14 protein-coding genes and 3 pseudogenes are annotated in these 25,727 nt (G+C 44.2%); 2 read left to right on the top strand and 15 right to left on the bottom strand.

The genetic code is table 11. From position 1 onward, the window contains the following. The first annotated feature begins 35 nt into the window (after positions 1-35). Positions 36-1,226 (top strand): AI-2E family transporter, encoded by a 1,191-nt coding sequence (locus tag NSS87_RS08245; RefSeq protein ID WP_339246178.1) that lies wholly within the window; start codon positions 36-38, stop codon positions 1,224-1,226. Here NSS87_RS08245 and NSS87_RS08240 read toward each other — a convergent pair. The 15 genes and pseudogenes from NSS87_RS08240 to NSS87_RS08170 form a co-directional block, all read right to left on the bottom strand. After that, positions 1,187-2,995 (bottom strand): penicillin-binding protein 2, encoded by a 1,809-nt coding sequence (locus NSS87_RS08240; protein WP_339246175.1) that lies wholly within the window; start codon positions 2,993-2,995, stop codon positions 1,187-1,189. The genes NSS87_RS08245 and NSS87_RS08240 overlap by 40 nt on opposite strands. A 207-nt stretch (positions 2,996-3,202) precedes the next feature. Continuing rightward, the gene (locus tag NSS87_RS08235; RefSeq protein ID WP_339246173.1) at positions 3,203-4,495 is read right to left on the bottom strand and encodes an ABC transporter substrate-binding protein; all 1,293 of its coding nucleotides are present in this window, start codon (positions 4,493-4,495) and stop codon (positions 3,203-3,205) included. A 48-nt stretch (positions 4,496-4,543) separates the two neighbouring features. Then, positions 4,544-6,103: a response regulator gene (locus NSS87_RS08230; RefSeq protein ID WP_339246171.1), complete on the bottom strand. Its 1,560-nt coding sequence runs from the start codon at positions 6,101-6,103 to the stop codon at positions 4,544-4,546. Then, positions 6,096-7,589 (bottom strand): histidine kinase, encoded by a 1,494-nt coding sequence (locus NSS87_RS08225; RefSeq protein ID WP_339246169.1) that lies wholly within the window; start codon positions 7,587-7,589, stop codon positions 6,096-6,098. The genes NSS87_RS08230 and NSS87_RS08225 overlap by 8 nt, the downstream gene beginning before the upstream one ends. Further along, on the bottom strand, positions 7,586-8,503 hold the full coding sequence (locus tag NSS87_RS08220; protein WP_339246166.1) for a sugar-binding protein: 918 nt from the start codon (positions 8,501-8,503) through the stop codon (positions 7,586-7,588). Before NSS87_RS08220 ends, NSS87_RS08225 begins: the two co-directional genes overlap by 4 nt. Positions 8,504-8,777: 274 nt before the next feature. Continuing rightward, a pseudogene (locus NSS87_RS08215) lies at positions 8,778-11,486 on the bottom strand (glycoside hydrolase family 3 N-terminal domain-containing protein); the annotation flags it as partial. Positions 11,487-11,558: 72 nt separating this feature from the next. Next, positions 11,559-13,748 (bottom strand): annotated as a pseudogene (locus tag NSS87_RS08210) (glycoside hydrolase family 3 N-terminal domain-containing protein); the annotation flags it as partial. Between the two features lie 639 nt (positions 13,749-14,387). Next, positions 14,388-14,975: pseudogene (locus NSS87_RS08205) on the bottom strand (S-layer homology domain-containing protein); the annotation flags it as partial. A gap of 280 nt (positions 14,976-15,255) precedes the next feature. After that, a complete protein-coding gene (locus NSS87_RS08200) occupies positions 15,256-17,328 on the bottom strand; it encodes a methyl-accepting chemotaxis protein (RefSeq protein WP_339246163.1) in 2,073 nt (690 codons plus the stop codon). Between the two features lie 48 nt (positions 17,329-17,376). Next, positions 17,377-18,339: an alpha/beta fold hydrolase gene (locus NSS87_RS08195; protein WP_339246161.1), complete on the bottom strand. Its 963-nt coding sequence runs from the start codon at positions 18,337-18,339 to the stop codon at positions 17,377-17,379. 705 nt (positions 18,340-19,044) lie between these two features. Continuing rightward, entirely contained in the window at positions 19,045-20,076 is a 1,032-nt protein-coding gene (locus NSS87_RS08190) for a glycoside hydrolase family 130 protein (RefSeq protein ID WP_339246159.1), read from the bottom strand. A 76-nt stretch (positions 20,077-20,152) separates the two neighbouring features. Further along, complete coding sequence (locus tag NSS87_RS08185) at positions 20,153-20,986, bottom strand: carbohydrate ABC transporter permease (protein WP_042186110.1); 834 nt, start codon at positions 20,984-20,986, stop codon at positions 20,153-20,155. A gap of 3 nt (positions 20,987-20,989) precedes the next feature. After that, positions 20,990-21,871 carry a sugar ABC transporter permease gene (locus NSS87_RS08180; RefSeq protein WP_042186108.1) on the bottom strand — a complete coding sequence of 294 codons (882 nt, stop codon included), beginning with the start codon at positions 21,869-21,871 and terminating at the stop codon, positions 20,990-20,992. A gap of 128 nt (positions 21,872-21,999) precedes the next feature. Then, entirely contained in the window at positions 22,000-23,370 is a 1,371-nt protein-coding gene (locus NSS87_RS08175) for an extracellular solute-binding protein (RefSeq protein ID WP_042186107.1), read from the bottom strand. Positions 23,371-23,689: 319 nt separating this feature from the next. Beyond that, a complete protein-coding gene (locus tag NSS87_RS08170) occupies positions 23,690-24,469 on the bottom strand; it encodes a response regulator (protein ID WP_042186104.1) in 780 nt (259 codons plus the stop codon). 303 nt (positions 24,470-24,772) lie between these two features. Here NSS87_RS08170 and NSS87_RS08165 point away from each other — a divergent pair, with 303 nt between their 5' ends. Then, positions 24,773-25,723, top strand: a complete 951-nt coding sequence (locus tag NSS87_RS08165; RefSeq protein WP_339246156.1) for a 1,4-beta-xylanase — start codon at positions 24,773-24,775, stop codon at positions 25,721-25,723. Positions 25,724-25,727: the final 4 nt, after the last annotated feature.

Below are 25,727 nucleotides of genomic sequence, written 5' to 3'. Positions count from 1 at the left end.
TATCAACTTATTAAAAAAGGGAGTTGTTTATATCTATGCTGCCGTTATACAAAAAATATTGGCGCACGTTCTTCGACATTGGATTAATTGTCCTCACGGTCTATCTGGTTATGTTCGCCTTCAGTAAATTGTATCAGTTAGCTGCACCTGTATTCCTATCTTTTTTTGTATTTTTGCTTATTGAACCGCTTGCCCGTTTCTTGAACCGACGGGGGCTTGCCAAACCATTCGCTTCAGCGATCTCAGTGCTTCTGTTCTTAATCGTTCTTCTGGGTACGTTATTTGGCGCTGGGCTATTGGTCACCATCCAAGCGCTTCACTTTCAAGATAATCTTCCTAAGTATACATATGTGGTGCAACAACATTTCGTGGAATCCACAACCTACCTTCAGCAAAAAATCGAAAGCTTGCCGCCGGATATTACCGATAAAGTAAATGGCTACTTTAAAGATGCCACGAATGTTCTTACTGGATGGCTTGTTACTTTTCTAAAATATATGGTCGGTGTGCTCGGATCCTTCTCCTCCTTCATGGCCAATTTTGGGATCGCCATTATTTTAGCATTTTTCCTTAGTATGGAGATTAAAGATTGGCGCAAGATTGCCCATGACAAAATGCCAAAAACATTTAAAACTGCTTACGCTTTTTTGCAGGGCAACGTCTTTAAAGCCATCGGCTCTTATTTAAAAGCCCAGCTTATTCTGATCAGCATTACCTTTGTTATCGTACTGGTTGGCTTATTCATACTAAGGACCGGTAACGAAATCACTATGGCGCTTATCTGTGCTGTATTTGATGTCTTGCCGCTCCTTGGTGTAACGACGATTTTAGTCCCTTGGATCATCTATCTGTTCATTGTTGGCAATACCTCATTAGCAATCGGTTTAATCGTACTCCTGGCGATTGTATTGATTGTAAGACAGCTGCTTGAACCGAAGATTACCGGGAATTCGATTGGCGTATCGTCTGCTTTTCTGATGCTGTCCTTCGTCATTCTGTCCACATCCGCTTTCGGTATGGCCGGTCTGATCCTGTCGCCGATTCTGCTTATTCTGATCAAAGAACTAATTCAACAAGGATATCTTCAGAGCTGGATCTATTTGCCTCAAGAAGAGTTTATCGTTTCGCCCTTTGCTGCAAATGGCCCTTCATCTAAGGGCAAGACCACTGCTACTCCTCCGGAGCCTCAAGCTTCTGTAGAAGACGATAATAAATCAAATATCTGACCGAACAGCTTAATGGCGAGATGCGGACTATCCGGAGCGACATTCTCTACTGCAACTGATACAGCATATTTTGGGTGATCCACCGGACCGTAGCCGATAAACCATTGATTGTTGCGTGCTACGCCCTTAACCAGCGTCTGCGCCGTCCCAGATTTACCTGCAACAGGCCAGTGTGTGCTTTGTAGACGGGTTCCCGTTCCTTCCGTTACAACTTTGCGCATCATGGACAGTAACTGGTGGGCTGTAGACTCAGAAATCCTCCCTGCTGAGGAAGGGGACAGATGTCCCGGCAGCTCCTCCAGCTTCTGCCCGTTCGCAAATGTGATTCGCTGCAGAATCCTTGGTGCCCTTACTTCACCTCCATGCAGTAGCGTTACAATAAGATTAGCTGCTTGTAAGGGTGTGACTTGTACATCTCGCTGTCCAATTGCAGTCTGTACCCTGGCTCCCTTGTCATCCGGCAGTAAGGTAGTAAAGATGGTTCCCTTTTGCTCTCCGGAAAGTGGTTTTAGAAGTGGAAACCCAAGCGTCTTCTCGGCTTGCCAGCTGATATCTCTACCGAGTCCTAGCGCCAGTGCAGTTGATTGAAGCTGGATACCGCTTAAGCGCTCTGCCAGAGCAGCAAATACAGTATTACAGGACACGGCGAATCCTTGCGCCAGCGTAAGGGGTCCGTGTCCTTTTCCTGTCAGACAAGACAATCCATATTTCTCAAATTGCCCGGAACAATAAAAAAGCTCATCAGCGGAGGTTACACCCGCTTCTAAGGCCGCGGCGGCTGTAACGATTTTGAAGATCGATCCAGGCACGGCAGCCTGGAGTGCCCGATTGTTCCACTCCCCGCCTTGCGGAGATATCTTCTCTGGATTATAGAAGGGTAAAGATACCATGGCTTCAATATCTCCCGTCCCGGTATCTAACACCACTATGGCTCCTTCCTTCATTCCGGATTTGAGCGCAAGCTCCTCAATTCCCTCCTGAAGCTTCTTATCAATCGTTGTATATAAAGACAGAGGGAAATAAGGATTGCCCGGAGCTTTAACTTGAATGGGACTGCCTGGAAGGCGATTCCCACGCGCATCCACTTGAACATATGCTTCCGTGTGTCCTACCCCTTGAAGCAAAGGCTCTAATGTCTTCTCTAAACCGTCCGTTCCCGTCATAGGAACTCTAAGACCCGTAGGAGAAGCTTTAGCTCCAGCATGCATAGTAGCTTCCGATAAATAGCCTAGCCATTGCCGACCTGAAGAGATCCCATCATATCTGCGTGCGAAAGGGAGCACGCCTACTCCGTCGATCCCCAGTGCACTCACTTCTTCTGCCTGTGCCTGAGACAACGCGAGTGGTCCTTTTCCCACTGAAGATGGCCATAGCAAAGGTTCTTTAAGTGACGACCGCTTATTCAGCAGTTGTTCATAGCTGACACCCAGAATCTCCGCCAGTCGGTGCATGGGTTTAGCTTCTTCGTAAACAACCTTCGTCACAGATTTCTTAGCCATCTCCTCTTGTGGAAAAAAAGCTGCCGTCCAAATGGTTTCCCCCGCAAGAGGCTCATTCTTGCGGTCATACAGACGTCCCCGACCGCTGTCCAGTACAGTCTCCCGTTCACTTTGAATTTCCGCCATCTTCGCAAGTGTATATTTTGTTCCAGGAACCGTCTGTTCCTTCATAATTAGCTGAACCCATGCCAGCCTAAGGATCAACACGGCTACAGCCGCAGATAAAATAAGAAGACCGCTGAATACACGCCGATGTTTGTTATTACGCAATGTCTTCCCTCCTGAGCAGACTCCACACCTATTATGTCCTACCTACATCCATTAGAATCGCCATAAAATGTTCATTGCAACATCACAATCCATAATTTATTTTCCAAACACAAACACTTACCATCCTTATAAGGACGGTAAGTGTTTGCGGGAGAAATATTCGGATTAAGTATGTGTGAAACGTTTCTCGGGAAATATAAGGATTGTTTATGGATTAGACTGTAGTTCCTTTGCTTTCTTAAAAGCTTCAGCTTCTAAAGAAGCGGGCAGCCTACTATCAGATACTAGCTCCTTGTTCTTTGCACTGTTTCGGAATGCCTCCATGGCCTGTCGGCTATAGCTGTCATAATTCGAAATCGAAACGTCCTGCCTAGCTGGAATCGAACCTTTAAGCGGATTAAAGGCATTCTGACCTTCGGCAGATCCGAGTACCCTTAACCAATCACGAACTGACTCTCGATCCTCAGCACCGCGTGACAATCCAAAAGCATCCAATTGGAATCTAAATATCCCTTCTGTACCTGGTGAAGCGTTCCAGCCAAACTGCACACCGTCCTTCAGCTTCAGATCATGTGTGAAAAAACCATTCACCCAATCACCCATAATGTTCATTGCCGCTTTTCCCTCAGCAACGAGCTTAGCCGCTTCCTGCCAGTTTCGTTCAGCATGATCAGCATTCACATAGGTCAACATCTTTGCGAACCGCTCCATCCCTTCTTTTACATGAGGATCATCAGTATTGATTTCTCCTTTACTTAGCTTTTTATAATCCTCGGCCCCCAGTGTTCCGAGCATGACATTCGTGTAAAGAGCGCTAACCATCCACGGTTCCTTGTTTCCAAAAGCCAGCGGTGTGATGCCTTTTCTTTGTAATTGATCAGCCACCTTAAAAAACTCATCGAATGTCGATGGAACCTGAAGGTTGTTATCAGCGAAGATGGATTTATTGTACCAGAGCACATTTTGACGGTGAATGTTAAGTGGAACATAATAAATGTCATCCCCAAGACTAAGCATATCGATGATCTCTGGAGGAAATACTGTATACCAGCCTTCTTCTTCGTACAGATCATTTAACGGCTCTACCCGCCCTTCAGCTGCCCAGAGCATATTCCTTCCCTGAAAGGTATCAGGCGGTTCCCCCTCCTTCATTCGCCGTTCAAGTACTTCCTTGGCATTTCCCCCTGCACCACCTTCAACGGCAGCATTAAAGACATAAATGCCGGGATACTTTTCTTTGAATACCTTGATCAAAGCTTTTAACCCTGCTTCTTCCCCGGCCCCTGTCCACCAGCTAAAGATTTCCAACTGCGGATGATCCGACTCCGCCTCGCTTCTCGTTATTGCCTCCTGAATGTTGTTAACCGGTTCACTAGATCGCATGGCCTCCTCATCAGGAAAAAATGCAGAAAAATCTTTTTCTCTTAAGTTCATACATGAGGATAAAAGCAAGCTGACAATGAGCGTGTTGGATACCAGACTAATCAGCGACCTTTTCATTGAGATTCTTCCTTCCTATAGTTCCCGCTGTATTCGTTTATTTTCTGCTTACAGTCTGCCAATGGATTGCCGAAATTCCGTCGGTGACATTCCTGTTGTCTTTTTGAATACTCTGCTGAAATAGTTAGGATCACGGTATCCAATTCTTATACTGATCTCTTTCAGCACTTGCGCAGGATCGGCTAGAAGCTCCTTGGCTTTATTGATTCGCAGGCCAGTTAAATAATCAATAAAGGTTATGCCGCAGCGATCACTAAATATTTTGCTAAAATAGTTTGGGTTCAGCCCTACATGTTCAGCCGTCTCCTCAAGCGATAGCTCCCGCCTGTAATGGTCGGAAATAAACGTCTGAGCCCGACGAATCGCGCTAGCCGAATTGTTATCGTACCAATGCTTCAACATTCGGGCCTGAAGGAAAAGTCTTGAATGGGCTTGCTCTACCAGCAGCTCTACCTGTTCCACCTCTCCGAAGCTAAGCTGCGGCAAAGGCTCAAGCCCGCTTTCCCTAAGCGTCTCATCAGCCAAAGTAAATAATCGGTGTAGTCCGCTCTTTATATCCTGGATCTCGTCACTACAGAAGAGACGAAGTTCCGCTACCCAAAACTCGAAATCTTCCTCCATCTCTCGGAACTGTCCACTACCTAAAGAACGAAGCAATCTTCGTTCCGCCTCTCTCATACCAGAATTTGAGAGCCATTCCTCTTGTGCTTGTGAGCTTTCCCCCTCATTAAGAGCACTGGCTGATAACAGCGCTTCGTGATAAGAGCCTATCAACTGATCAGTAGAAGCTGCTAAACCTCCGATTCCAACAGACAGCTGCAATGAACGGAAACGCCGGGAAGCAAATTTAGCCAGATTGGACGCAAAATCCTTAGTATTATGAATATGCTGTATTGGCAAACGGGATTTCGCATCCGGAAACATGAAGACCGGGATACGAGCTCCTGTCATCGGACCTACAAGAGAGAAGCAACTAATCTTACACTGATGCCTAAGCCAAGAATATATCTCCCTTCGTTCCTGAACACTCCATGCCTTCTCCTTCGTTGACATCACAAATACGATCGCGAATCCTGAAGATTCTGGTACACCAAGTGTATGGCTCCAATCTCTAACCTGCACTTCCTGTATTCGATCCATCAAAATAGCACTAACCCATTCGGACTCTACTAGTGATAATGTCTCTTTAAATTTGGACTCCAGCTCATTAGTTCTTTGTTTATCCTCTTTTTCTCGTGCAATCTCATGGGACATCGTGCGGATGACCTCCACGATCTGATCCTTCCGATATGGCTTGAGCAAATACTCCCTCACACCATAACGCATGACTTTACGTGCATATTCAAACGTATCGAACGCAGACATCATAATAAAACGAATCGCTGGAAACCTATCATGGATCAAGGACACAGCTTCCGTTCCATCAATTCCCGGCATTTTGATATCCATAGTGATGACATCAGGCCGTAGTTGTTCGGCGAGCTCTACAGCTACCCTACCATTTTCGGCTTCACCAACTACTCGAATCTCTGGTAGAAACCGCTCGATGATCATCCGTAGAGCACTACGTTCAATACGTTCATCATCCACAATCAGGAGCTTAAGCATGCAGGATCTCCTCCTTGCTATTATTCACACGCGTTAGCCTCAGTTTGATGGTCGTTCCCTTTCCCTGCTCGGACATAATCTCGATTACATCGTTCCTTTGATAGAAAAGCTGCAGCCGTCGTTGTACATTTCGAATTGCAATTCCATTGGAGTTCGAATCAGCGCTCACCACAGGCTCCCTTTCTTTCTCTGAATCTATGGGCGTATGTTCGGAAAAAGGAATGTCTCCGCTCAAGCGATCAATCGTTTCTGGGTCTATTCCAACGCCATTATCCTGTACCTCTACGATGACATCATTACCACTCTCGTAAATGGCCAGATGCAGTTTCCCACCCTGTTCATAGGATTCCACACCATGGGTGAAAGCGTTCTCAATAAAGGGCTGCAAAGTCAGTGGTGGTAACAAGCAATCCAAGGCTCGCTCCTCAATGTCATCCGTAAACGCAACTCTATCATCAAAACGCATCCTTTGAATAAACAAATACTCTTTAACAATATTCACCTCATCACGCAGCTGAACAATATAATTCATCTTCTTCAGATTGTAACGCAGCAAGGTCGAAACGGAATCCACCAACTCGCTTGTTCTTTCTGCGCTCTCGACATAAGCCATTTTAGAAACCATGTTCAGTGTATTAAATAGGAAATGTGGATTGATCTGATTTTGCAGACTTTTCAGCTCCATTTTCTTAACCAATTGATCGAGTTCCGATTTCTGTTTGATTTCAACCACGAGATCGCGGATGTTAGAGCGCATATTATTAAAGGTTGTTGCGAGAAAGCGCATTTCATCACGCGTATTCACCGTAACCTCCCCCTCGAAATTCCCGCGAGATATCCGATTCGCCGCAGCCGTCAATTGCTGTATGGGCTTCGTAATTCCATTGGAGAACCAATACGCAAAAATCATACACAAAATGGCTACCGAACTAAAAACAAAAACACCTAAATATCTAAAGTTCTCATTCTTTCGACTAATCAGCTCAAACACATTCCGGTAATCCGTCAGTTCGCTATTAATAATCGTCAATGTGGTCTCTTGAATATATCGGGTAATCTCACCCGATTGTTTTAAGTGTGCGTAGTAAGCATCCTGGTTGCCTAGATCAAAAGCTATAAGACTTTGCCGGCTCTCTGTCATGTAGCTGTCTATCATATTGCTATAGTTATCAACGAGCAGTTGGTTATGATCATTTTGTAGAATATCTACTAGTAAATCCTGTTTGTTATTAAGCTTCATAATGGCAGTTTCATACTGCTTCAGGGTCTCATCGCCGCTTCGATTCCGGAGCACATACCGGTTCATAGCATCATTAACATCAGTGGCATCCTGGTATAGCTCATTAAGCAGAAAAAATCGGTGCAGAACTTGATCGTATGTCCTTGCCATATTGATATTATCTATGTAAAGAAAGACGAAGACACTACTAAGTAGTACTATAAAAGCACTAAAAAAGATCATCAGTTTGCTTTTAATACGAATCATGGCCCGAAGTCCCCCTTTCCGCGGGAAATTTCCTCTTTGCGGACCACATTGGCATCCGTATTAAAGATAGTAACAATCTTTTTCCCTGCTAGATAATCCACCATCAGTTCTATACTTTTTCGTCCCATCATGTACGGTTGCTGCACTATAGAGGCATCTATGATGCCCTCTTCAATGAATTCAAGCGTTTCCGGTAAGTCATCAAAAGCAATGATCCGCGCCTGCTGATTTTTACCTTTCAGCATTTGGGCAATCCCCAATCCATCCAAAGAACTTGTACCCAAAAAAGTGTCTATCTCCGGATGCTGATTCATGATTTTAAAAGCTATGACTTCTGACTGAATCCGATTAATGTTTGATTCTTCAATTTGTACGACATGGATACCAGACTCTCCATCAATTGCATCCATAAAACCTTTAACCCGCTGCTGTTGATTCGTAGAGGTAAAGCTCCCGGTCACAATCCCAACTTGACCTACACCCTTCGATTGCTGAACAAGTGTCGTTCCAGCTAAATATCCAGCCGCGTAGTTATCAGTGCCAACATAGGCAATCCGCCCGCTAGATGGTGCATCCGAATCAATAGTAATGACAGGGATACCTTGTTTAACAGCTTCAGCAATGATGGGATTAAATTCCTTATCGTTAAGCCCTTGTGTCAATATTCCGTCTACCTTCGATGCAATAGCTTTATCTATGATTCGAATTTGCTCTCTCTTATCTGCTTGGACGGGTCCGAGATATTCCAGCGCAATCCCTTCCTCTGCTGCTGCTCTCTGAGCACCTTTCTCAATTTCACGCCAATAGGGATTATCCAATTCTTCCGAAATTAAGACCAGATGTAGTAGTGGCTTTTGCGCGGGCTTTCGTTCGGCTAGTAAATAATCGTAATACAACACTTTTCCAGTAAACACGCCAGTAAAACATAGGGAAATGGACAGTAAGAGCAGCATGAAAATATAAAAAGGTCGCCGAAGTATATTTATGGTGTTCTTCCCCCTCTAGCATTGTTTATGCTAATAAGAATGCGCTTACATTAAAATAATAATAGATACTATAGTAAATATAGTCAATTCCCGATTTTCAAACGATCCCGATCGTCCGGCAGCCTATAAACTCCAAAAAAACTGCCCCAAGCTACTTATAGCTTGAGGCAGCTTTGTAATTCCTGCTTGCGAAGGGAAAAGACTATGGTGCAACAGTTAAAGCCTCTTGCGCGTAATCGGCAATGACCGGATGAACCAAAAGATTTAGTGGTTTGACTGGAATCAGTACACTGTTGGTGGTTTTCACTGTCATTAGCGATTCCAACTGGAAGTACGTATTCAGTTTCTCTCCTGCGGAAGAGGAACCGATTCGAACCGCATAAGTACCTGGATCAGCTACCCAAGCATGGCTGCTCTCATCGAAGGAAGCCAGATCCATACTATTTAGTGTGAACGTAAGGGTCTGATGCTCTCCTGCATTCAATAACGCTGTCTTTTGGAAAGCCTTCAATTCCTGAACTGGTTTATTGGCACCCGGAGCGCTTAGATATAGCTGAACTACCTCTTTACCTGCAACTGTACCGTTGTTATATACATCCACGGTTACAGTCACAATTCCTGCTGCAGAATCAAAAGCATCTGAACTGATCTTAAGATCGCGGTAGCCAAAGGTTGTATAGGAGAGGCCATATCCGAATGGATAGGCAACCGCACTGCTTTTGCCAAACGTATCATAGTAACGGTAACCAACATAAATATCTTCCTCGTACTTCACTTCCACACTATTTCCTGGAAAGTTATTAGCGGAAGGAACTACACCATAACTTGTAGGAAAAGTCATTGGCAGCTTGCCCGATGGATTCACAGCTCCGGATAATACGTCGGCAATTGCATGGCCTGCTTCCTGTCCTGGCTGCCAAGCCAAGAGAATAGCATCCACTTTATCTTTCCAGGAGATCATTTCAATCGGACCGCCGATATTCAGAATCACGGAGACCTTCTTACCTTGCTCATGGTAAGCAGTTGATACCTTATCAATCATATCCAGCTCTGTTGCTGTCAACAAAAAGTCACCCTCAGCATTTTTCCGGTCTGCACCTTCACCAGATATTCTGCTGATTACAATAATGCCCGTCTCGGAAGAAGCTTCTGCTGAATTAATCTCATCCGCTGATAATACCTTTTCCGGAAGTGGTGGATAGGCCAAGCCGCCAAAGCTGCTCACTGGACCGTATTCCGGCTTCTCTCTTAGCTCTGTAATATATTCTTGATAGCTGACATTTAAAGGTTCATATACGCTGTAGCCTGCGTCACTTAACCCTTCCACAATGGATACAGTATGCTCCACATTGACATCGCCGCTGCCAGTTCCGCCTTTGACGGTTTCAATCTGAGCATTTCCGAAGAGGGCAATATTCGTACCTGCTGCGATAGGCAACGCCTCAGCTTTATTCTCCAGCAGCACCATACCTTCTGTTGCGGCTTGACGAGAGGTCACTGCATTTGCAGCAAGATCAGGTTTGTTGCTGTGTCCGATCCCCTTAAAGGATGGAGATTTCACTACGACTTTCAAAATTCTTTTTACGTTAACATCCAGTTGTTCTACGCTCAGATCGCCATCGTTCACAGCTTTAGTAATCGCTGAAATGGCTGCCGCATTTCCTGGCATGATGAGGTCGTTGCCTGCAATCATATTTTGTGCCCGGTTCGAGCCCCCACCCCAGTCCGTCATTACAAAACCTTGGAACCCCCACTCATCGCGGAGAATTGTGCTCAGTAGATCTTTATTTTCGGAGGCAAACGTTCCATTGATTTTGTTATAAGAGCTCATAACAGACCATGGCTGCGATTCTTCCACTGCGATTTCGAACCCTTTCAAGTAGATTTCGCGCAGTGCTCTTTCTGAAACGACCGTGTCAATGGACATCCGGTTCGTTTCCTGATTATTCGCGGCAAAATGCTTAATCGTCGTTCCGACTCCATTCGCTTGAACCCCGTTCGTAATCGCCGCGGTCATTTTTCCTGAGATGAGCGGATCTTCGGAATAATACTCAAAGTTTCTGCCTCCCAATGGATTGCGGTGAATGTTCAGCGCGGGAGCCAGATATAAATCCACACCATACTCCAGTAGCTCATTCCCCATCGCATTACCTACTTGGTTAGCCAAGGCTTCATTCCAAGTCGCGGCAATGGAAGTGGCGATAGGGAACCCTGTAGCAAATGTTGTATCTTCACCCTGTTTCGTGTTGATGCGGACTCCCGCTGGTCCATCTGCCATGATTAACTTGGGAATCCCAAGACGTGGCAACTCATAAGAACCACCAGCAGCTCCAGCTACCTTCGTGCCTGAACCAGCACCGACAACCAGCGAAGCTTTTTCCTTAAGCGTCATTTCACCAATAACGGCATCAATGGATGCTTCGTCTGTCAGTACAACCAGACTTGCGTCGATAGTGTATTTTAATTCAGCTATAGGACTGGATGGGATACCAGCTTTAACTGCCAAGGCTTTAATTGTAGCCGTCTCTTTATCGGCACCTACAATTGTAATGGGCCCTTGATATACGGTACTGTTTTCAGTTGGTGTACTGCCGTCAAGTGTGTAATAAATTGTAGCGCCGGATGTTGAGGTGAGCGTAACCTTAGGGCCACTCTTATATACACCAGGCTCTGGAAAAGCAGTAGGCAATGCTGCTCCAATTACATAATTGAATTCAGCAACTTTACTTGTCTTGCCGTCTTTAACCGTTAATGCCTTTACTATTGAGGAGGCCGTAATACTGATTCCAGACCGTGAATTATACTGCTTGGTCGTATTCATTACTGATGCTGCAGGTGTAGATCCATCGGTAGTATAGAAGATGGTTGCGCCACTCAGAGCAGTCAACATTACCGTCTGAGCTCCATAATAAGTTCCTGACGGGATAGAAGCTGTTGGAGCAGCAACGAGTCCTTCTTCAGGTTCAGTTCCGGGATCAACAGCTTTTTTGTATTTCGCTGTCCGGGCATCGTTAATTACGCCGCTCCAGTTCATCCCGAAGGCAAAGTCATAAGCATTCCCTTCAGAATCTACATAGACTTTCATATCATGGGATACATCCTCATACTGCTCCTCTACCGTCTTCATGTCTTTAGGCATTTGCATAGGCAGAAGGGCCGATGGTTCATATGCACCTACCAGAATATCGAAGATCGCTTGATTCTGAATGCCAAAGTTCGCAATAATCGCATCCGCACGATCTTCGAATTCAGCAACAATCGTTGGATTAGACATCGTTAGGGAAACGACTACTGGTTTATCTCCCATTGCTTTTTTGGTATCAAGCACCAGATCCAAATCAGACTCATTGGATGCCGTAGTCTTCTTTCCTTTGTAAGAACGGTTCGATACATCTCTTGCATCACCAGCCAAACTCGTCTCACGTGCATACTCCGCTGTATATGGACGATACTGCAGGCTGATCGGGATATACCCATTACCTCCGGCATCTACGTCAGCTTTGCTGTAGCCTGCGCCAGTTTGCGGATTCTTGATAAAGACAATCGCGCTGTCCGCTTGAGCCGGATCATCCGTCACATTAAAGTATTTCTTCAGCTGATCAATGTTGACAGGATACGAATACGATTTGGTAGCTGCATCATAAGTTTTTGGAACATAAACTTTCTCATCTTTTTTAAGTGGAAGTACATGGTTATCTTTGTTTTTCAGCATAATGACTGACTTTAACTGGGCCATATAACCCTCTGTCATAAACTCCTTGTTACCCACAGTAGCTTTTGTTTCCTCTACATCAAGATATGGATTCTCAAATAGCCCTGCATTAAAAATATTAGTAAGTAGTCGTACTGCTGACTCTTCAAATCGTGTCCGTATCACCTTCTCGCCTTGTTTCTCAATTCCTATTTGATACGCTGCAATGATAGGTTTGGAGTCGTTGTTTCCACCGAATTGGTCAACGCCAGCCATGATGATTCGATAGTGACGTTCCGCAACTGTGTAATTTTCTTCTACACCCCATGGGCGGTTACCAAATAACTCAACAGGTCCTTCATCGCCTGTGATTCCCCAGTCTGTTGTGATTACACCGTCGTAATGATACGTATTCCGTAAAAGATCGGTGATTACATAAGGACTATACGAGTTCCCTACATTCTCTCCATTCGCCTTATCCTGATTAAATGAGATTGTATAATACGGCATAACTGCAGCGGCTTTTCCAGTCGGTCCTTCCAGGTCAAATGCTCCTTTTGTAAAAGGAATCAGATGCTCATCGAAGTTATTTCCCGGATAAACAGCATACTTTCCATACCCATAGTGTGCATCTCGGCCACTCTCGCCGGAACCCCCACCTGGCCAATGTTTGACCATAGCATTCACACTCTCATTGCCCCATCCATCGCTGCTGCCCGGTGTAGTCTGAAAACCATCCACATAGGCTCTTGCCATATCAGCAGCCAGTTTAGAGTCCTCACCAAATGTTCCGCTGAAACGAGTCCAGCGCGGTTCCGAAGACATATCCACCTGAGGGGATAAAGCTGTTGCGATGCCAAGCGCCCTGTACTCTTTAGAAGCAATTTCGCCGAACTGCTTCGTCAGATTGGCATCGAAGGAAGCAGCAAGACCTAGTGCCTGCGGCCACATCGAGATCGCTCCACCTGATCCTTCGTTATACTCTGCGTTAGCTACAGTGCTATGACGAGGGTCCGAGCTGTTATTAGCTGGAATACCAAGCCCAATCTTCTCCACTAAGGCTTGGGCATTGTTATTCCAACGGGCAGCCACCTCAGGGCTCTCAACCGTAGTAATCAATACATGCCGCAAGTTATCTTCTGTCAGGAATACTTTCTGTTGGTCTGTTAGATCGGATGCCAATGCACCGCTTTCCGCCAGCGGTTTTCCACCATAAGTTCCCCCACGGAATCCCGAAGCTGAGGCTGCTGGTATGGATTGATGACCACTGTACAGCATAAGTCCGGCAATTTGCTCCACAGACATTTGCGAAGCAAGATCCTTAGCTCTTACTTCTGTGCTAAGACGCCAATCCTCATATTTGTCGAGCTTGCCGTTTTTATTCAAATCTTTAAATGCTAACCCATCTACGGTTAACAGAGCTACCCCTGATTGTGTTGAGTATCCTAAGGTCTCTCCACCAGGATTGGTCACTGTACCAATCGTACCAACAACGCTTTGGCTCCATTTCGTGCTACTGCCTCCATTATTTGAGCCTGACCCGGAACCTCCGCCGCCAGTAGCAGGACTGCTGGTTGGCTTAGCGGCAGTATCTTTACCATCATTAGTAATTGTTCCTTGGCCAACCTCTTTACCATCAATGATCACACCTGAAGTTTGTACCACGATACTGGTCACATTTTTCCCACCAGTTATGATTGTTCCCTCTGCTCCTGGCCGGATAGTGATCGTTCCCACCTTCGCCCCATCATTGATTACAATAACGGTAGGAACTAAAATTTCCATAGATTGGATTGCAGTGGACCCTTCGGCTACAACTCGAACCTTTCCGCCTTGCTTATTAATGGTTACACCCGACAAAGTGCTACTCTTCAAGTGAATACTGTCTATTCCTCCGCCGCTTACAAACGTGGTTCCAGATACGGTTACTTGATCAAGTGTAGCCTCTCCGTTACCGATACCTGCGGTTAAATATAAATCCCCACTCACTTTGCTACCAGATAGGATTGCTCCTGAAGCAGTAATTAGCGCAGAGCCCGCGATCGCCGTGGCATCATAAGTACCTGCAGCATTGTAATATCCTTTTGCCATACCATCAATAATCTTAATGACCTCAGCACGTGTTATGGATCCCGTTGGTTTGAATGTTCCATCCGTATACCCGTTGATAGCCCCTTTTTGAGTAAGGATGCCAACCGCTGAGGCAGCATAAGCACTTATTGAAGCAGCGTCCGAGAAGGATAGGGAAGCCGTCCCTGCCTGTTTCAATTCGAACACACGAGCCAGCATGGTTGCAGCGTCCTGTCTCGTTAGGTAGTTATCTGGTTTCGCAAGATTACCTGCAAAACCTTCAAAGTAACCTGCTTGACGTGCGATCAGCACATCAGCTGCATACCATTTCCCGCTTGGTACATCGTTAAAGCTATTGCTTGTTTGCTGTGAAAAACCGAATAATCGGTTGAGCACTGCCACAAATTCCGCTCTAGTTACTTTTCCGTTTGGTAGGAAGGTTCCATCTGTATAGCCATTTATAATTCCGCTTGACGCCCATTTTCCTATTGGTGATTGCGCCCAATGCCCGTTTACGTCCTTAAAACTCGCAACCGTTTGAACATTTGTAATTTCAGCGGCAAACGCCCCTGGATTCACAGATGAGAATAACAACGTAGCGACTGCTAAGCTACTGGCCAGCTTTCTAGCTATGGGCATTTTCTTAATTTTTAGACTTGAACTGTTTTTATATTTTGTCAACATGCCATCCTCCTCAGTAAAATATGTAAACGCTAACAATACCATCTAACAAAAAGATTTCTCCAGTTCACCCCCTATTTGATAGACATATTATAGCTTGAGGTTTGGGATGGCTTATCTAGACTATCTTCAGATGCATCTGGATTATTTTATACTCGCTACATGCCGCTCAAAACAAAGAACCGCTTCTCCAAAAGGAATAAGCGGTTCAATAATTTAGTATTCTGTTACGGCTACCCTACACGCTGAATTTCGATAATTTCTCCTTTAACTGCAAGGATGCATCCTCCAGCTTCAAAGAAAGCTCTACCAAATGATCACTTACACTTTGTTGCTCTCCACTAAGTGAGGCAACTTCTTGAGAGGCAGCTGATGATTCCTCAGCTATTGAGCTTACGTTGCTCATCGAATCGGATAGAACCTTTTGCGATTGACTCAGGCTGTCCATCGACACAGTTACAGCATTCAGACGGGCGATAAAATGCTGCATCTGATCCTGCACAGATACGAAGATATCGCTAGTGCTCTGCACGGAAGTCATTTGCTGATTAAAGAGCGGTGCAACTTCTGAAAGGACTACAACCGTCTCGTTCATATCTCTCATAACGGTATCTGTTATTTCTGCCACAACAGCAATAGACTCTTTCGATTGATCTGCAAGCTGGCGTATTTCATCGGCTACCACCATGAATCCTCGCCCGGCCTCGCCTGCTCTTGCTGCTTCAATGGTGGCATTCAGAGACAAGATATTCGTCTGCTGAGTAATATTTTGCATCACATTAAGAACCTTCATAACGGAAGATGCCGTTTCTGTCAGCTCGTTAACCTTCATCACAAGCTGATTCGTCTTCAGGCCCGTCCTATTCGTCTCATTAAGTAATTCTTTCAACCTGTTGAAGCCTTCCTCACTGAGTTCACCGATGCTATGTGCGGTGTGATCCATCTCGTGAGTAGCTGAATTAACTAAATCCATCTGTACCGAAATTTGCCCCGTCAACTCATTGCCACGATCAGCTTCCAAGGCCAGACTGCCAGCACCACCCGCAATTTCTTCCGTGGCCGCGGCAATATCCATAGCTGCATCAGCTGTCTTGCGCGAAACACCGCTAAGCTCATCGGCGGTTTCCAGTACCTTCCGAGCGGTTTCATTCGTATGGATAACCAGCTCTGTTATTCGTTCCATCATCATGTTAAAAGAACTGGATAACTGACCGATCTCATCACGTGAGGTGATATTCGTACGCACCCCTAGATTCCCTTCGGCTCCCTCTGACATCAAATTCTTAAGTCTGGTCAGCGGTCGAGATACCATTCTGAACATCCAATACCCTATCAAAATGGCGATAATAGCAGCTACAGCAACAATAATATAAGTAGTCTTGAGAATACGCAGCGCGTCTTTCGTCAAGTTCTCAGCCGGTACAACACCAAGTAATCTCCATCCCGAGGTCTCTAGTGTTCCATATACAGCTAATATAGATTTACCCTTCTCATCCTTTGTTGGCAATGAGCCTGCTGTATTCTGCAGCCCCCCCAAAAGCGTCCCTCCCAAATTCAGATATGTATCTGTGCCCACTTGCTGGGAGGAGGCAATCAATTCATCCTTATTCGTCAGCAATTGCATGTAAGAGCTTGTTCCAAGATCCACTTTACGAAGCTGATTTTCTAATTCGCTAATTCTAATATCGTTAATGACTATGTATCCCGAGCTTTTAGAATCACCGGCAATCGATTTGGCCAAATGGAAAACACCTGATGTATTTCCTTCCTGGCCCTGTAATTCACGTGGAATCCATATACTCTGTGGCTTCTCTTCTAGCTGCTTAAACCATGAGGATTCTCTGAAACTCTCAATAAAAGCGCTATCTTTGGTACCCGCCGAAGAAATCGGAAAACCTTCATTCATCGGAATAAGGTATACGGCCTCCACACCGTTTGATGCCGTGAGCCAATCATTTAGCTGCGCACTAATCTGGTTAGATAGTACCTTACGTTCCTCATTACTTGTAGTGGGATTATTCCCTTGTTTGAGTGCACTTTGAATTTTATTGTCGTACAAGATTCTTCCTAGACCATCCTCATAACGTAACAATTCCACATCAAACTTCTCAGCGGTTTGAACGACTGTCTGTTGATTGGCTGACAGCGCATTCGTCTCGATCGTATGCTCAGCTACGGAATAGGAAGTGTAGCCGAGAGAGAGCACGAGCACCATCGTCGAAACAAAGAAGATGAGAAAAAGCCGCACCCCAATGGATTTGGATGGATGCAGCTGGAATCGTCTTTTTTCTTTTTTCACTTGTACTTTCATCTAATCATTCACCACCGTTGTCGTCTGTTATGCCTACTGGCTTATCGTTTACAAGGTCATGAACATTTGTAACACCCGATCGGAAAGATATGGCAAATACTCATGACCGTACTCATAATAAACCATAAGCTCTTTGGGCGCTAGTACTTTGTTGTACGCGGCAAACTGCGTTGAAGGTGGACAAATCACATCGGATAACCCTGTAACCCACAACATTTTGGCTTGAATTCGCTCCGCGAGATTCTGAATATCGATGTAACCCAGTCTATTAAAAATCTCGTCCTCACGTAAATGATGGGGATCAAAAAAGCGGAAATAATAGTTAATTTCCTCATAAGCTGACGTAGTGATATCAAGCTCCCAAGCCCGTCTATAATCTGAAAGAAACGGATACACAGGAACGGCCATGCTCACACGCGGCTCTAATGCTGCACAAGCTACAGTAAGCGCTCCGCCTTGAGATAAACCAAAAGCACCTACTCGTGCTGGATCAACTTCCTCCATAGCCATCAATATTCGAGCAGTCTGTGCTGTATCCAGAAACACATTACGATAGTAAAGGTTGTGCGGATTAGGATCGTCAATGCCGCGAATAATATGTCCACGAATGGTTGTGCCTTTTACTGTAAGATTATCCTCGGAAAGTCCGCCTTGTCCCCGGCAATCCATCGCAAGGACACTAATCCCATGTGCCGCATAAGTCACCTTCTCCATCCAATCCCCGCTGTCACAGGAATATCCATGAAACATCACGACACCAGAACCTTTTTCTGAACCCCTTTTCTTCGGTCTTACATATTTACAATGGATTCTTGCTCCGCCAACACCGGTAAAATACAGATGAAAACATTCCGCCAGCTCGCTGACGAACTCCGCAGGCTCTAGTTCATAATCTAGTGACTGGGCGTCCAGATCATGCAAAGCCCGCTCCCAAAATGCGTCAAAGTCGACTGGTTTTGGGCTGCTTCCGTTATATTTTTTTAATTGTGACAATGTCATGTCGTTTCCCATATTAAGGTCCTCCTTAAGGTTTTTTCACTTAAAAAACAATGGAAACGGAAAACCCGCTTATGTGAGTTTTCCGTTAGTTTCTACTAATAACAAGAGCTCGCTAGTTGCACTTTGTGCAACTATTACAGCTAAGTAAGTTGTGTTTGTTCATTTAATTGCATTCTATACAACTAAAATTGCTCACAGCGGGGTTTCCGGGGCAAAATCGCCTGAAATAAGTGTACAATGTGCAACTATTTACACTAAACACCACCAAACTGGTTAGTTTAAGTGCACTTTGTGCAACTAGCGGCTTTAGCCTAGACATACTGGCGTCTCATGAATGAGCTCATAGTACTCACTCGTTGCTCTTTGGCTGCACTTTGTGCAATAGAATCTCTCCATATGAGCATCAGTCGGCGTTCTATTGTACTTTGTGCAATCAGTTCGAGCGAAAATGAGCATAAGAGTGATTTTTGCGGAAATCCATTGCAGAGAGTGCAATAGATTCTATTTTCAGACGAAATCGAGAGTTTCTATTGCAGAGAATGCAATGAAAAGCTCAAGCCACATAACTCATAACACAAAGCGCGCAACGTGCAGAACCCAGCACACAAAATACAGCACACTACACGCCGCACACTTTTTTCGAACGCTGCTCAGCCACCAAATATCTACCCAACTTCACTCTACCTAAAGCTTGTTCCTCAAAGGTTGTTCACCCTATTAAATTTTACCTAAACCCGCATCATCGCCAACCTCTTCATGGGTGTCGATGACATAGTTGACGATTTCATCAACAGTTGTATATGCAACGCCTACATAAGTGTCAGCAGCGCCATAATAGATGGCGATACGGCCCGTTTCTGCATCATGCAGAGTGGCACATGGGAACAGAACGTTATTCACAAAACCTCTTTCCTCATACCATTCTTCAGGAGTTAGCACAAAATTTTTCGAGCGATATTTTACTTTCGAAGGCTCGTTTATATCCAAAATAACTGCACCCATGCTATATACAAGACCGTTGCAGGTTCCTGTAACGCCATGGTAGAACATCAACCAGCCTTCTGTAGTTTCAATCGGTGCAGGTCCGCCGCCAATCTTGACACTTTGCCACCAGCCTTGGCCACCTTTACTCATGACATGGCGGTGTTTACCCCAAAATACAAAGTCAGGGCTTTCACTAAGGAATACATCACCGAATGGTGTATGTCCGCTGTCACTTGGACGGGACAACATCACGAAGTTATTGTTGATTTTTCTAGGGAACAATACACCGTTCCGGTTGAAGGGCAGGAATGGATTTTCCAAGCTGATAAATGTTTTGAAATCTTGCGTTTTAGCAACACCGATAGCTGCGCCGTAAAAATCTGTACACCAGATAATATAAAATGTATCTTCGACCTTAACCAGACGTGGATCGTAAGCATAACGCGACTGATAAGAGTTACCTTCTTCATCTATAAATCGGATCGGCTCATCATCGATTTTCCAATCTAGACCGTCAACACTATGTCCCATGCGCAAATGCGGACGCGTTGTGTTATCTTCTACACGAAATACTCCGATAAAACTACCTTCAAACGCAGTAACCGCACTATTAAAAATACGGGCTACTCCTTTTGCAGGATTTCTTTTGATAACCGGGTTATCATTATGTCTCCAAATCGGATTCTCATAGCCAGCAGGCTTATCCTGCCAAGGCATGTTCGGGATGTTCACTGCACTCGCTCCTACCAATTTCACTTCATTCATTAGTATTCCCTCCAAATGTATGCAACTTTTCAGTATGCTATTTTATCTAGTACTGCTATGAAATCTACTACTAAGCTTACTTAACGGAACCTTGTGAAAATCCATTGTAGATATACTTTTGCAACGCGGTAAACACAACCAATGTCGGAATAATCGCGATCATAATCGCCGCACATATTACTTCCCACTGCGATCCATATGGACCTTTAAACTTAAAGAGTGCTGTGGAGATCGTTTGGAGATCTGTTTTCGGCATATATAGGAAAGGAGTGTAAAAATCGTTATAAATATTTACGCCCTTCACAATAATTACTGTTACAATCGCCGGTTTCAGCAGTGGCAAAATAATTCTCCAATAAATCGTCCAATACGAAGCCCCGTCCAGCATCGCGGATTCATCCAGTGACTCGGAAATCGAATCCAGGAACTGCATGAAAATATATACAGCGATAATATCGGTACCGAGGTACATCACGATGGGTGCCCATCTGGTATTAAACAGGCCCAAGTGATTGATGATTTGGAAGGTTGCCACTTGCGTTGTAACACCCGGAATCAGGGTAGCAATCAGAAACATACTGATGAGAACTTTACTGCCTTTAAATTTGAAACGGGATAAAATATATGCCATCATCGAACCCGTCAGCGTTGCACCCAGGATAGAGATCACAACGATAATGACAGTGTTTTTAAATCCTAGAAGCATTTTGCCATCAACAAAAGCCTTAGTGTAGTTGGAGAAATTCAGCCAATTCTCTGGCAGCGTTAACGGTCCGGTTGAAGCGTATTCCGGCCCTGTTTTTAATGAGGCAAAAAATACAACTACGATAGGTATCAATGCTGCAAGTGCTCCCAAAATCAAGGTGAGATATTTGAATATACTAGCAGTGGTATATTTTACAGAATGCATAGTTTATTTCTCCTCCTTAATCAGAACGCGCTGCAAAATAGTAACTACTATAACGATACCCAGCAAAACTACGGCCATCGCTGACGCTAATCCAACTTTGCTATATTTGAACGCTACATCGACCGTCTGAATAACAAATGTGCTACTTCCGTTAGATCCGCCTGTCATGACGTATGGAATTTCAAACACACCAATAGCGCCACTGACCGCAAGAATTAAGTTCAATTGCAAAATACGTTTAATACTTGGCAAAATAATATGCATAAACTGATGCCATCTGTTTGCACCATCAATCTCAGCAGCTTCATAAATATCCGAACCGATCGAGGAAATAGCCCCAAGGAAGATCAGGAAGTTCATCCCCATGTATCTCCACAGTGACGCACCTGCGAGCGAGAAGTTAATCAAGTTCGGATTGAGCAGCCACTTCTGCTGTAAACCGCTGAGTCCGAGCAGGTTAAGAATCGTATCTAGCGTTCCATCTGGTTTGAAAAAGAACAGAAAGATAAAGCCGATCGCTACACCGTTTAGCAAGGTTGGGAAGAACAAAATCCCTTTGAATAAATTTTTCATGCGAACACTAAAGCTCAGTATGGTTGCAAAATACAAAGCAAGTGCCATCTGAATAAAGGTAGTGAAGAAATAATACAAGCTGACCTTAAATACGGAAAAATACTCCGGTTTCGTAAAAATGGTTTTGTAGTTTTCTAACCCAACGTACTCCATGTTTTTACTTAGGCCATTCCAGCTGGTGAAGCTGTACCGAAACATACTGATTACTGGATAATAAGCAAATGTGAGTAGTAATACGATCGGCACTAATGAGAACAAGCATATGATGGCAATCCGTTGATTTTTGTAACTCAAATTCGAAAACTTGAACACCCGATACACCTCCAGAAAAGCATCCTCATTTATTTATGACTCGTTTAAATGTGAAGGGGGAAATGCCCGTTAGCATATCCCCTCCCACATCCACTACCGCCTATAGCATTTAAGAAAGCTTATAGTTGTTACTGTGCTGTGACTTTAGCGCGAGCGGCTTTCCACTTGTCGTTGAGGTCCTTCATGATGTCATCATAGGATTCTTTTCTGTTGCCAATTGCGGCTTCAATAATCCGTTTCTTGAAGTCTGGTTGCCAAGCACCGATTTCGGCTTGTTTGTCGATTTCATCAGACCAGCCTTCTTCACCGGCTTTAGCAGCTGCAAGTGTATCAAAGGTTACTTCAGTACCTTCATATTGTTTCAGAATTTCTGGAAGCTCTGCACCGATAGCCGGGCTCATACCGCCACCTTCAGTCGTTGGGTAGCCAGATTCGTTAATGAACCAATCCACCCAAGCTCTAGCAGCTTCTTTGTTTTTACTATGAACGCTGACACCCAGATTGTAGTCACCAGCAAGTGGTACAAGGATTTTATCTGCATTCGTAGGGAATGGCATAAAGCCGACATCATCTGGATTCGTTGCTAAACCTTTGATTTGACCGATTGCCCAAGATCCAAGAACCATCGTGCCGATTTTTCCGTTAGCCAGATCTGCTTTGGAAGATTCCCAGTCTGTAGTCGTCGGATCTTCTTCAATCAAACCTTTTTGTGCTGCATCGTACAGGATTTTGTACAGCTCATAGTGAGGTTGACCTGGAACATAGTTATCGTCGCTAGCCACTTGACCAATGTTCACATAATCACGGTTACCAGCTACTGTAGCCAAATCCGCTTCCCATTGGGTCAATGTCCAGCCAGCTGCGTAGTTTGTGTACAGAGGCACAGCTTTCGTTTTATCTTTAACAGATTGCAGAGCAGTTAAGAATTGTTCAGGCGTTCTTGGAACCTCTGTAATCCCAGCATCTTTAAAGACTTGTTTGTTGTAAATAATACCGTTAAAGTTGATGGTCATTGGAATTCCGTAAGCCATTCCGTCTACTGCTCGTTCTTCCACACCTGTATATTGTTTTTGCATATCTTCGAGTGTACCCAGTGGTTCGAAGAAATCGGGAATATCTTTAATAGCTATGCTTGTAGGTAACAACAGAACGTCGCCATAGTCACTAGTGCTCATGCGAATTTTAATTTGATCTTCGTAAGTAGCAAGCGCTTCAAAGTTTACCTTTACATCAGGATATTTCTCATTGAACTTAGCCGCATACTCTTTGAATACGGTATCAACAATATCCGTTCTTTGCGTAATGACCGTGATATCCCCTTTAATATCCTTGGCTGCTGCATCATCAGCCGGAGCTGCCGTCGCCTCTGTTGAGGATCCATTGCTTCCTGTGTTTTTAGCACCTTCATTGTTGGTGTTGTTGTTTGAGGAACAACCGCTAAACAATCCTGCCATAAGTGTCAGTGCCATCAAGCCCATCATTGTTTTGCCTTTTTTCATGCTTTTACGACCCCTCTCTTCAATTCGACTCTAATTTGGTTTAATAACAAAAATAATAACTTTTATCATCACCATCAATTTAATAGAGTAATCACTATTATCAAAATCACTGAAATACTCTTGAAAAAAAGTGATGATATCGCTTACAAACTCATTATAGATCTATTTTTAACGCAAAACGATGGTTTGAATTGCTTTTTCTGGTCTTGTATTTGTTATTTTTGTTTTTGTTATGGTTTTTTTATTATCTAATTTATTGAAAATAACCACAAAAAAAGAGAGCTTATCGCTCTCCTAAATAATAGCTTCCTATATAGGACTAAAACTCACGTTCCATTTTCGGTAATTTACAGCCACTTTTGTAATCCTTAGGTGTCATACCACACATTTTCTTGAACAATTTATTAAAATAAACCGGATCACTATAGCCAACCTTATCGGCAATTTCATAATTTTTTAAGTCGGGATGCTCGATCAGCAATTCTTTCGCCTTAGTAATACGAATTCGAATTAGATAATCGGTGATGGTTTGCCCCGTCTTTATTTTGAACAACCGGCTGAGGTAGCTCGCATTCATACCGACGGTCTCCGCCAAACGCTCAAGTTCGAAGTTCTGATCGTACTCCCTCTCCAGTATGCTTTTAGTCTGTTCAACTACGTAATGCTCACCACCATCTGCCGCTTGAGAGAACATCTCCTCCTGCTCTGTGACGTTCTTTTTCTTTGTATCCTCTACTCTCTTGAGCAATTCATATAGCTGAGTCTTATCAATAGGTTTTAGTAAATAATCCATCACCCCATGGCGGATTGCTCGGCGGGCATATTCAAATTCACTAAAACCGCTAAGAACGGCAATAGGTATATCCTCCATATGTCCTCTAACCTGTTCAATCAACATAAAGCCATCCATTCTAGGCATTTTGATATCTGTAATAAGCAGATCAATGTCATCTCGGGATAACTTTTCAAAATGCTCCCAGGCTTCCACCCCGTTACCGTAGGATCCAATTACATGTACATCTAGCTCCATCCTGGATGTGATTTTTTCGAGCCCCCTGCGAATGACCTCCTCGTCGTCCGCAATCATAACATTTATCATTTGAGCACTTCCCTCCAGTTGTATCTGCCAGTTATTATGATTGCTCCATCATCACGAATAGAATTCTTCCTATGTATTACGTCAATGTACGATTGCACTCTTTTATAGTCTTGTATTTACTATAACGAAAGCTATTCTAATTTCCCAGCTGCAACTATAAATTGTCCTTGAAATCATCTTCGAAAAAGTATATAACTAAAATAAGTTGTTATTATAAACTAACAAATTAATAATAACTATATAACAAAAATCAATTTACTAATTATTCTCTTTTCTATTTTCAATGTAAGGTGGGGATTCTCGATGATATTTAACAACGAATACATTGCAGGCATAACCTGGGGCTTCTCGGGTACACGCGGTTCATGGAAAACGGAAGAAGCGGAACGTTCGATGGAACTCATGTCTTCAGTCACTGGAGCGAACTGGACAGCCATTGCCTTTAGTGCGCTTCAAGCTACCGCTCATTCTACGGAAATTCCCTACTGGGAGGCGCCAAGCGTTACCGACGAAGAAGTGAAACAGTCCATCAGTAAAGCGAAGTCACTGCAGCTAAAGGTATGCCTGAAGCCGATCGTTAATTGCGCGGACGGAACTTGGCGTGCTCACATTAACTTTTTCGATAAGGATGTTCCTTGCGAGCCTAAATGGTCGGAGTGGTTCAGCTCTTATACTAAATTTATTCTGCATTATGCTGCTATTGCTGAAGAAACAGGCTGTGAGATGTTCTGTATCGGCTGCGAGCTTGTACAAACGGATAGACGAGAAACCGAATGGCGTACGCTTATTGCCGAGGTTCGGAAGGTTTACTCAGGAATTCTTACTTATAATTGCGATAAGTATCAGGAGGATAACGTGACCTGGTGGGATGCGCTCGATGTAATTTCTTCAAGTGGATATTATCCAGCCAACGATTGGGAAGCTCAGCTCGACCGGATTGAGCATGTGGTGAGATCACAGAATAAGCCATTCTTTTTCATGGAAGCGGGTTGCCCAAGCCGAAGCGGGAGTGCGGCGATCCCTAATGATTGGACCTTGAAGGGTGAACCAAGTCAAGCAGAACAAAGCAAATTCTATCAGGCAATGTTTCAAGGCTGTGAGCGCAGAGATTGGGTTCAGGGCTTTATGCTTTGGGATTGGCCTACTCATCTTTATCCAATTCATGAAGCAGAACACAATGATGATTATTGTATGTATGGCAAACAAGCCGCTGGGATCATCAACGATTACTTCACCTCGAAAATCAATAAGTAATGTG

The organism is Paenibacillus sp. FSL F4-0243, from assembly GCF_037963295.1.
In the GTDB taxonomy this organism is placed as follows: domain Bacteria; phylum Bacillota; class Bacilli; order Paenibacillales; family Paenibacillaceae; genus Paenibacillus_AQ.
This window is presented reverse-complemented; position numbering and strand designations above follow the sequence as displayed.

Bases quoted from the DNA above. Each gene is read 5' to 3' on its own strand.
- NSS87_RS08245 (WP_339246178.1), top strand. From the start codon at position 36: ATGCTGCCGTTATACAAAAAATATTGGCGCACGTTCTTCGACATTGGA.
- NSS87_RS08235 (WP_339246173.1), bottom strand. From the start codon at position 4,495: ATGAAAAGGTCGCTGATTAGTCTGGTATCCAACACGCTCATTGTCAGC.
- NSS87_RS08230 (WP_339246171.1), bottom strand. From the start codon at position 6,103: ATGCTTAAGCTCCTGATTGTGGATGATGAACGTATTGAACGTAGTGCT.
- NSS87_RS08225 (WP_339246169.1), bottom strand. From the start codon at position 7,589: ATGATTCGTATTAAAAGCAAACTGATGATCTTTTTTAGTGCTTTTATA.
- NSS87_RS08200 (WP_339246163.1), bottom strand. From the start codon at position 17,328: ATGAAAGTACAAGTGAAAAAAGAAAAAAGACGATTCCAGCTGCATCCA.
- NSS87_RS08195 (WP_339246161.1), bottom strand. From the start codon at position 18,339: ATGGGAAACGACATGACATTGTCACAATTAAAAAAATATAACGGAAGC.
- NSS87_RS08190 (WP_339246159.1), bottom strand. From the start codon at position 20,076: ATGAATGAAGTGAAATTGGTAGGAGCGAGTGCAGTGAACATCCCGAAC.
- NSS87_RS08185 (WP_042186110.1), bottom strand. From the start codon at position 20,986: ATGCATTCTGTAAAATATACCACTGCTAGTATATTCAAATATCTCACC.
- NSS87_RS08175 (WP_042186107.1), bottom strand. From the start codon at position 23,370: ATGAAAAAAGGCAAAACAATGATGGGCTTGATGGCACTGACACTTATG.
- NSS87_RS08170 (WP_042186104.1), bottom strand. From the start codon at position 24,469: ATGATAAATGTTATGATTGCGGACGACGAGGAGGTCATTCGCAGGGGG.
- NSS87_RS08165 (WP_339246156.1), top strand. From the start codon at position 24,773: ATGATATTTAACAACGAATACATTGCAGGCATAACCTGGGGCTTCTCG.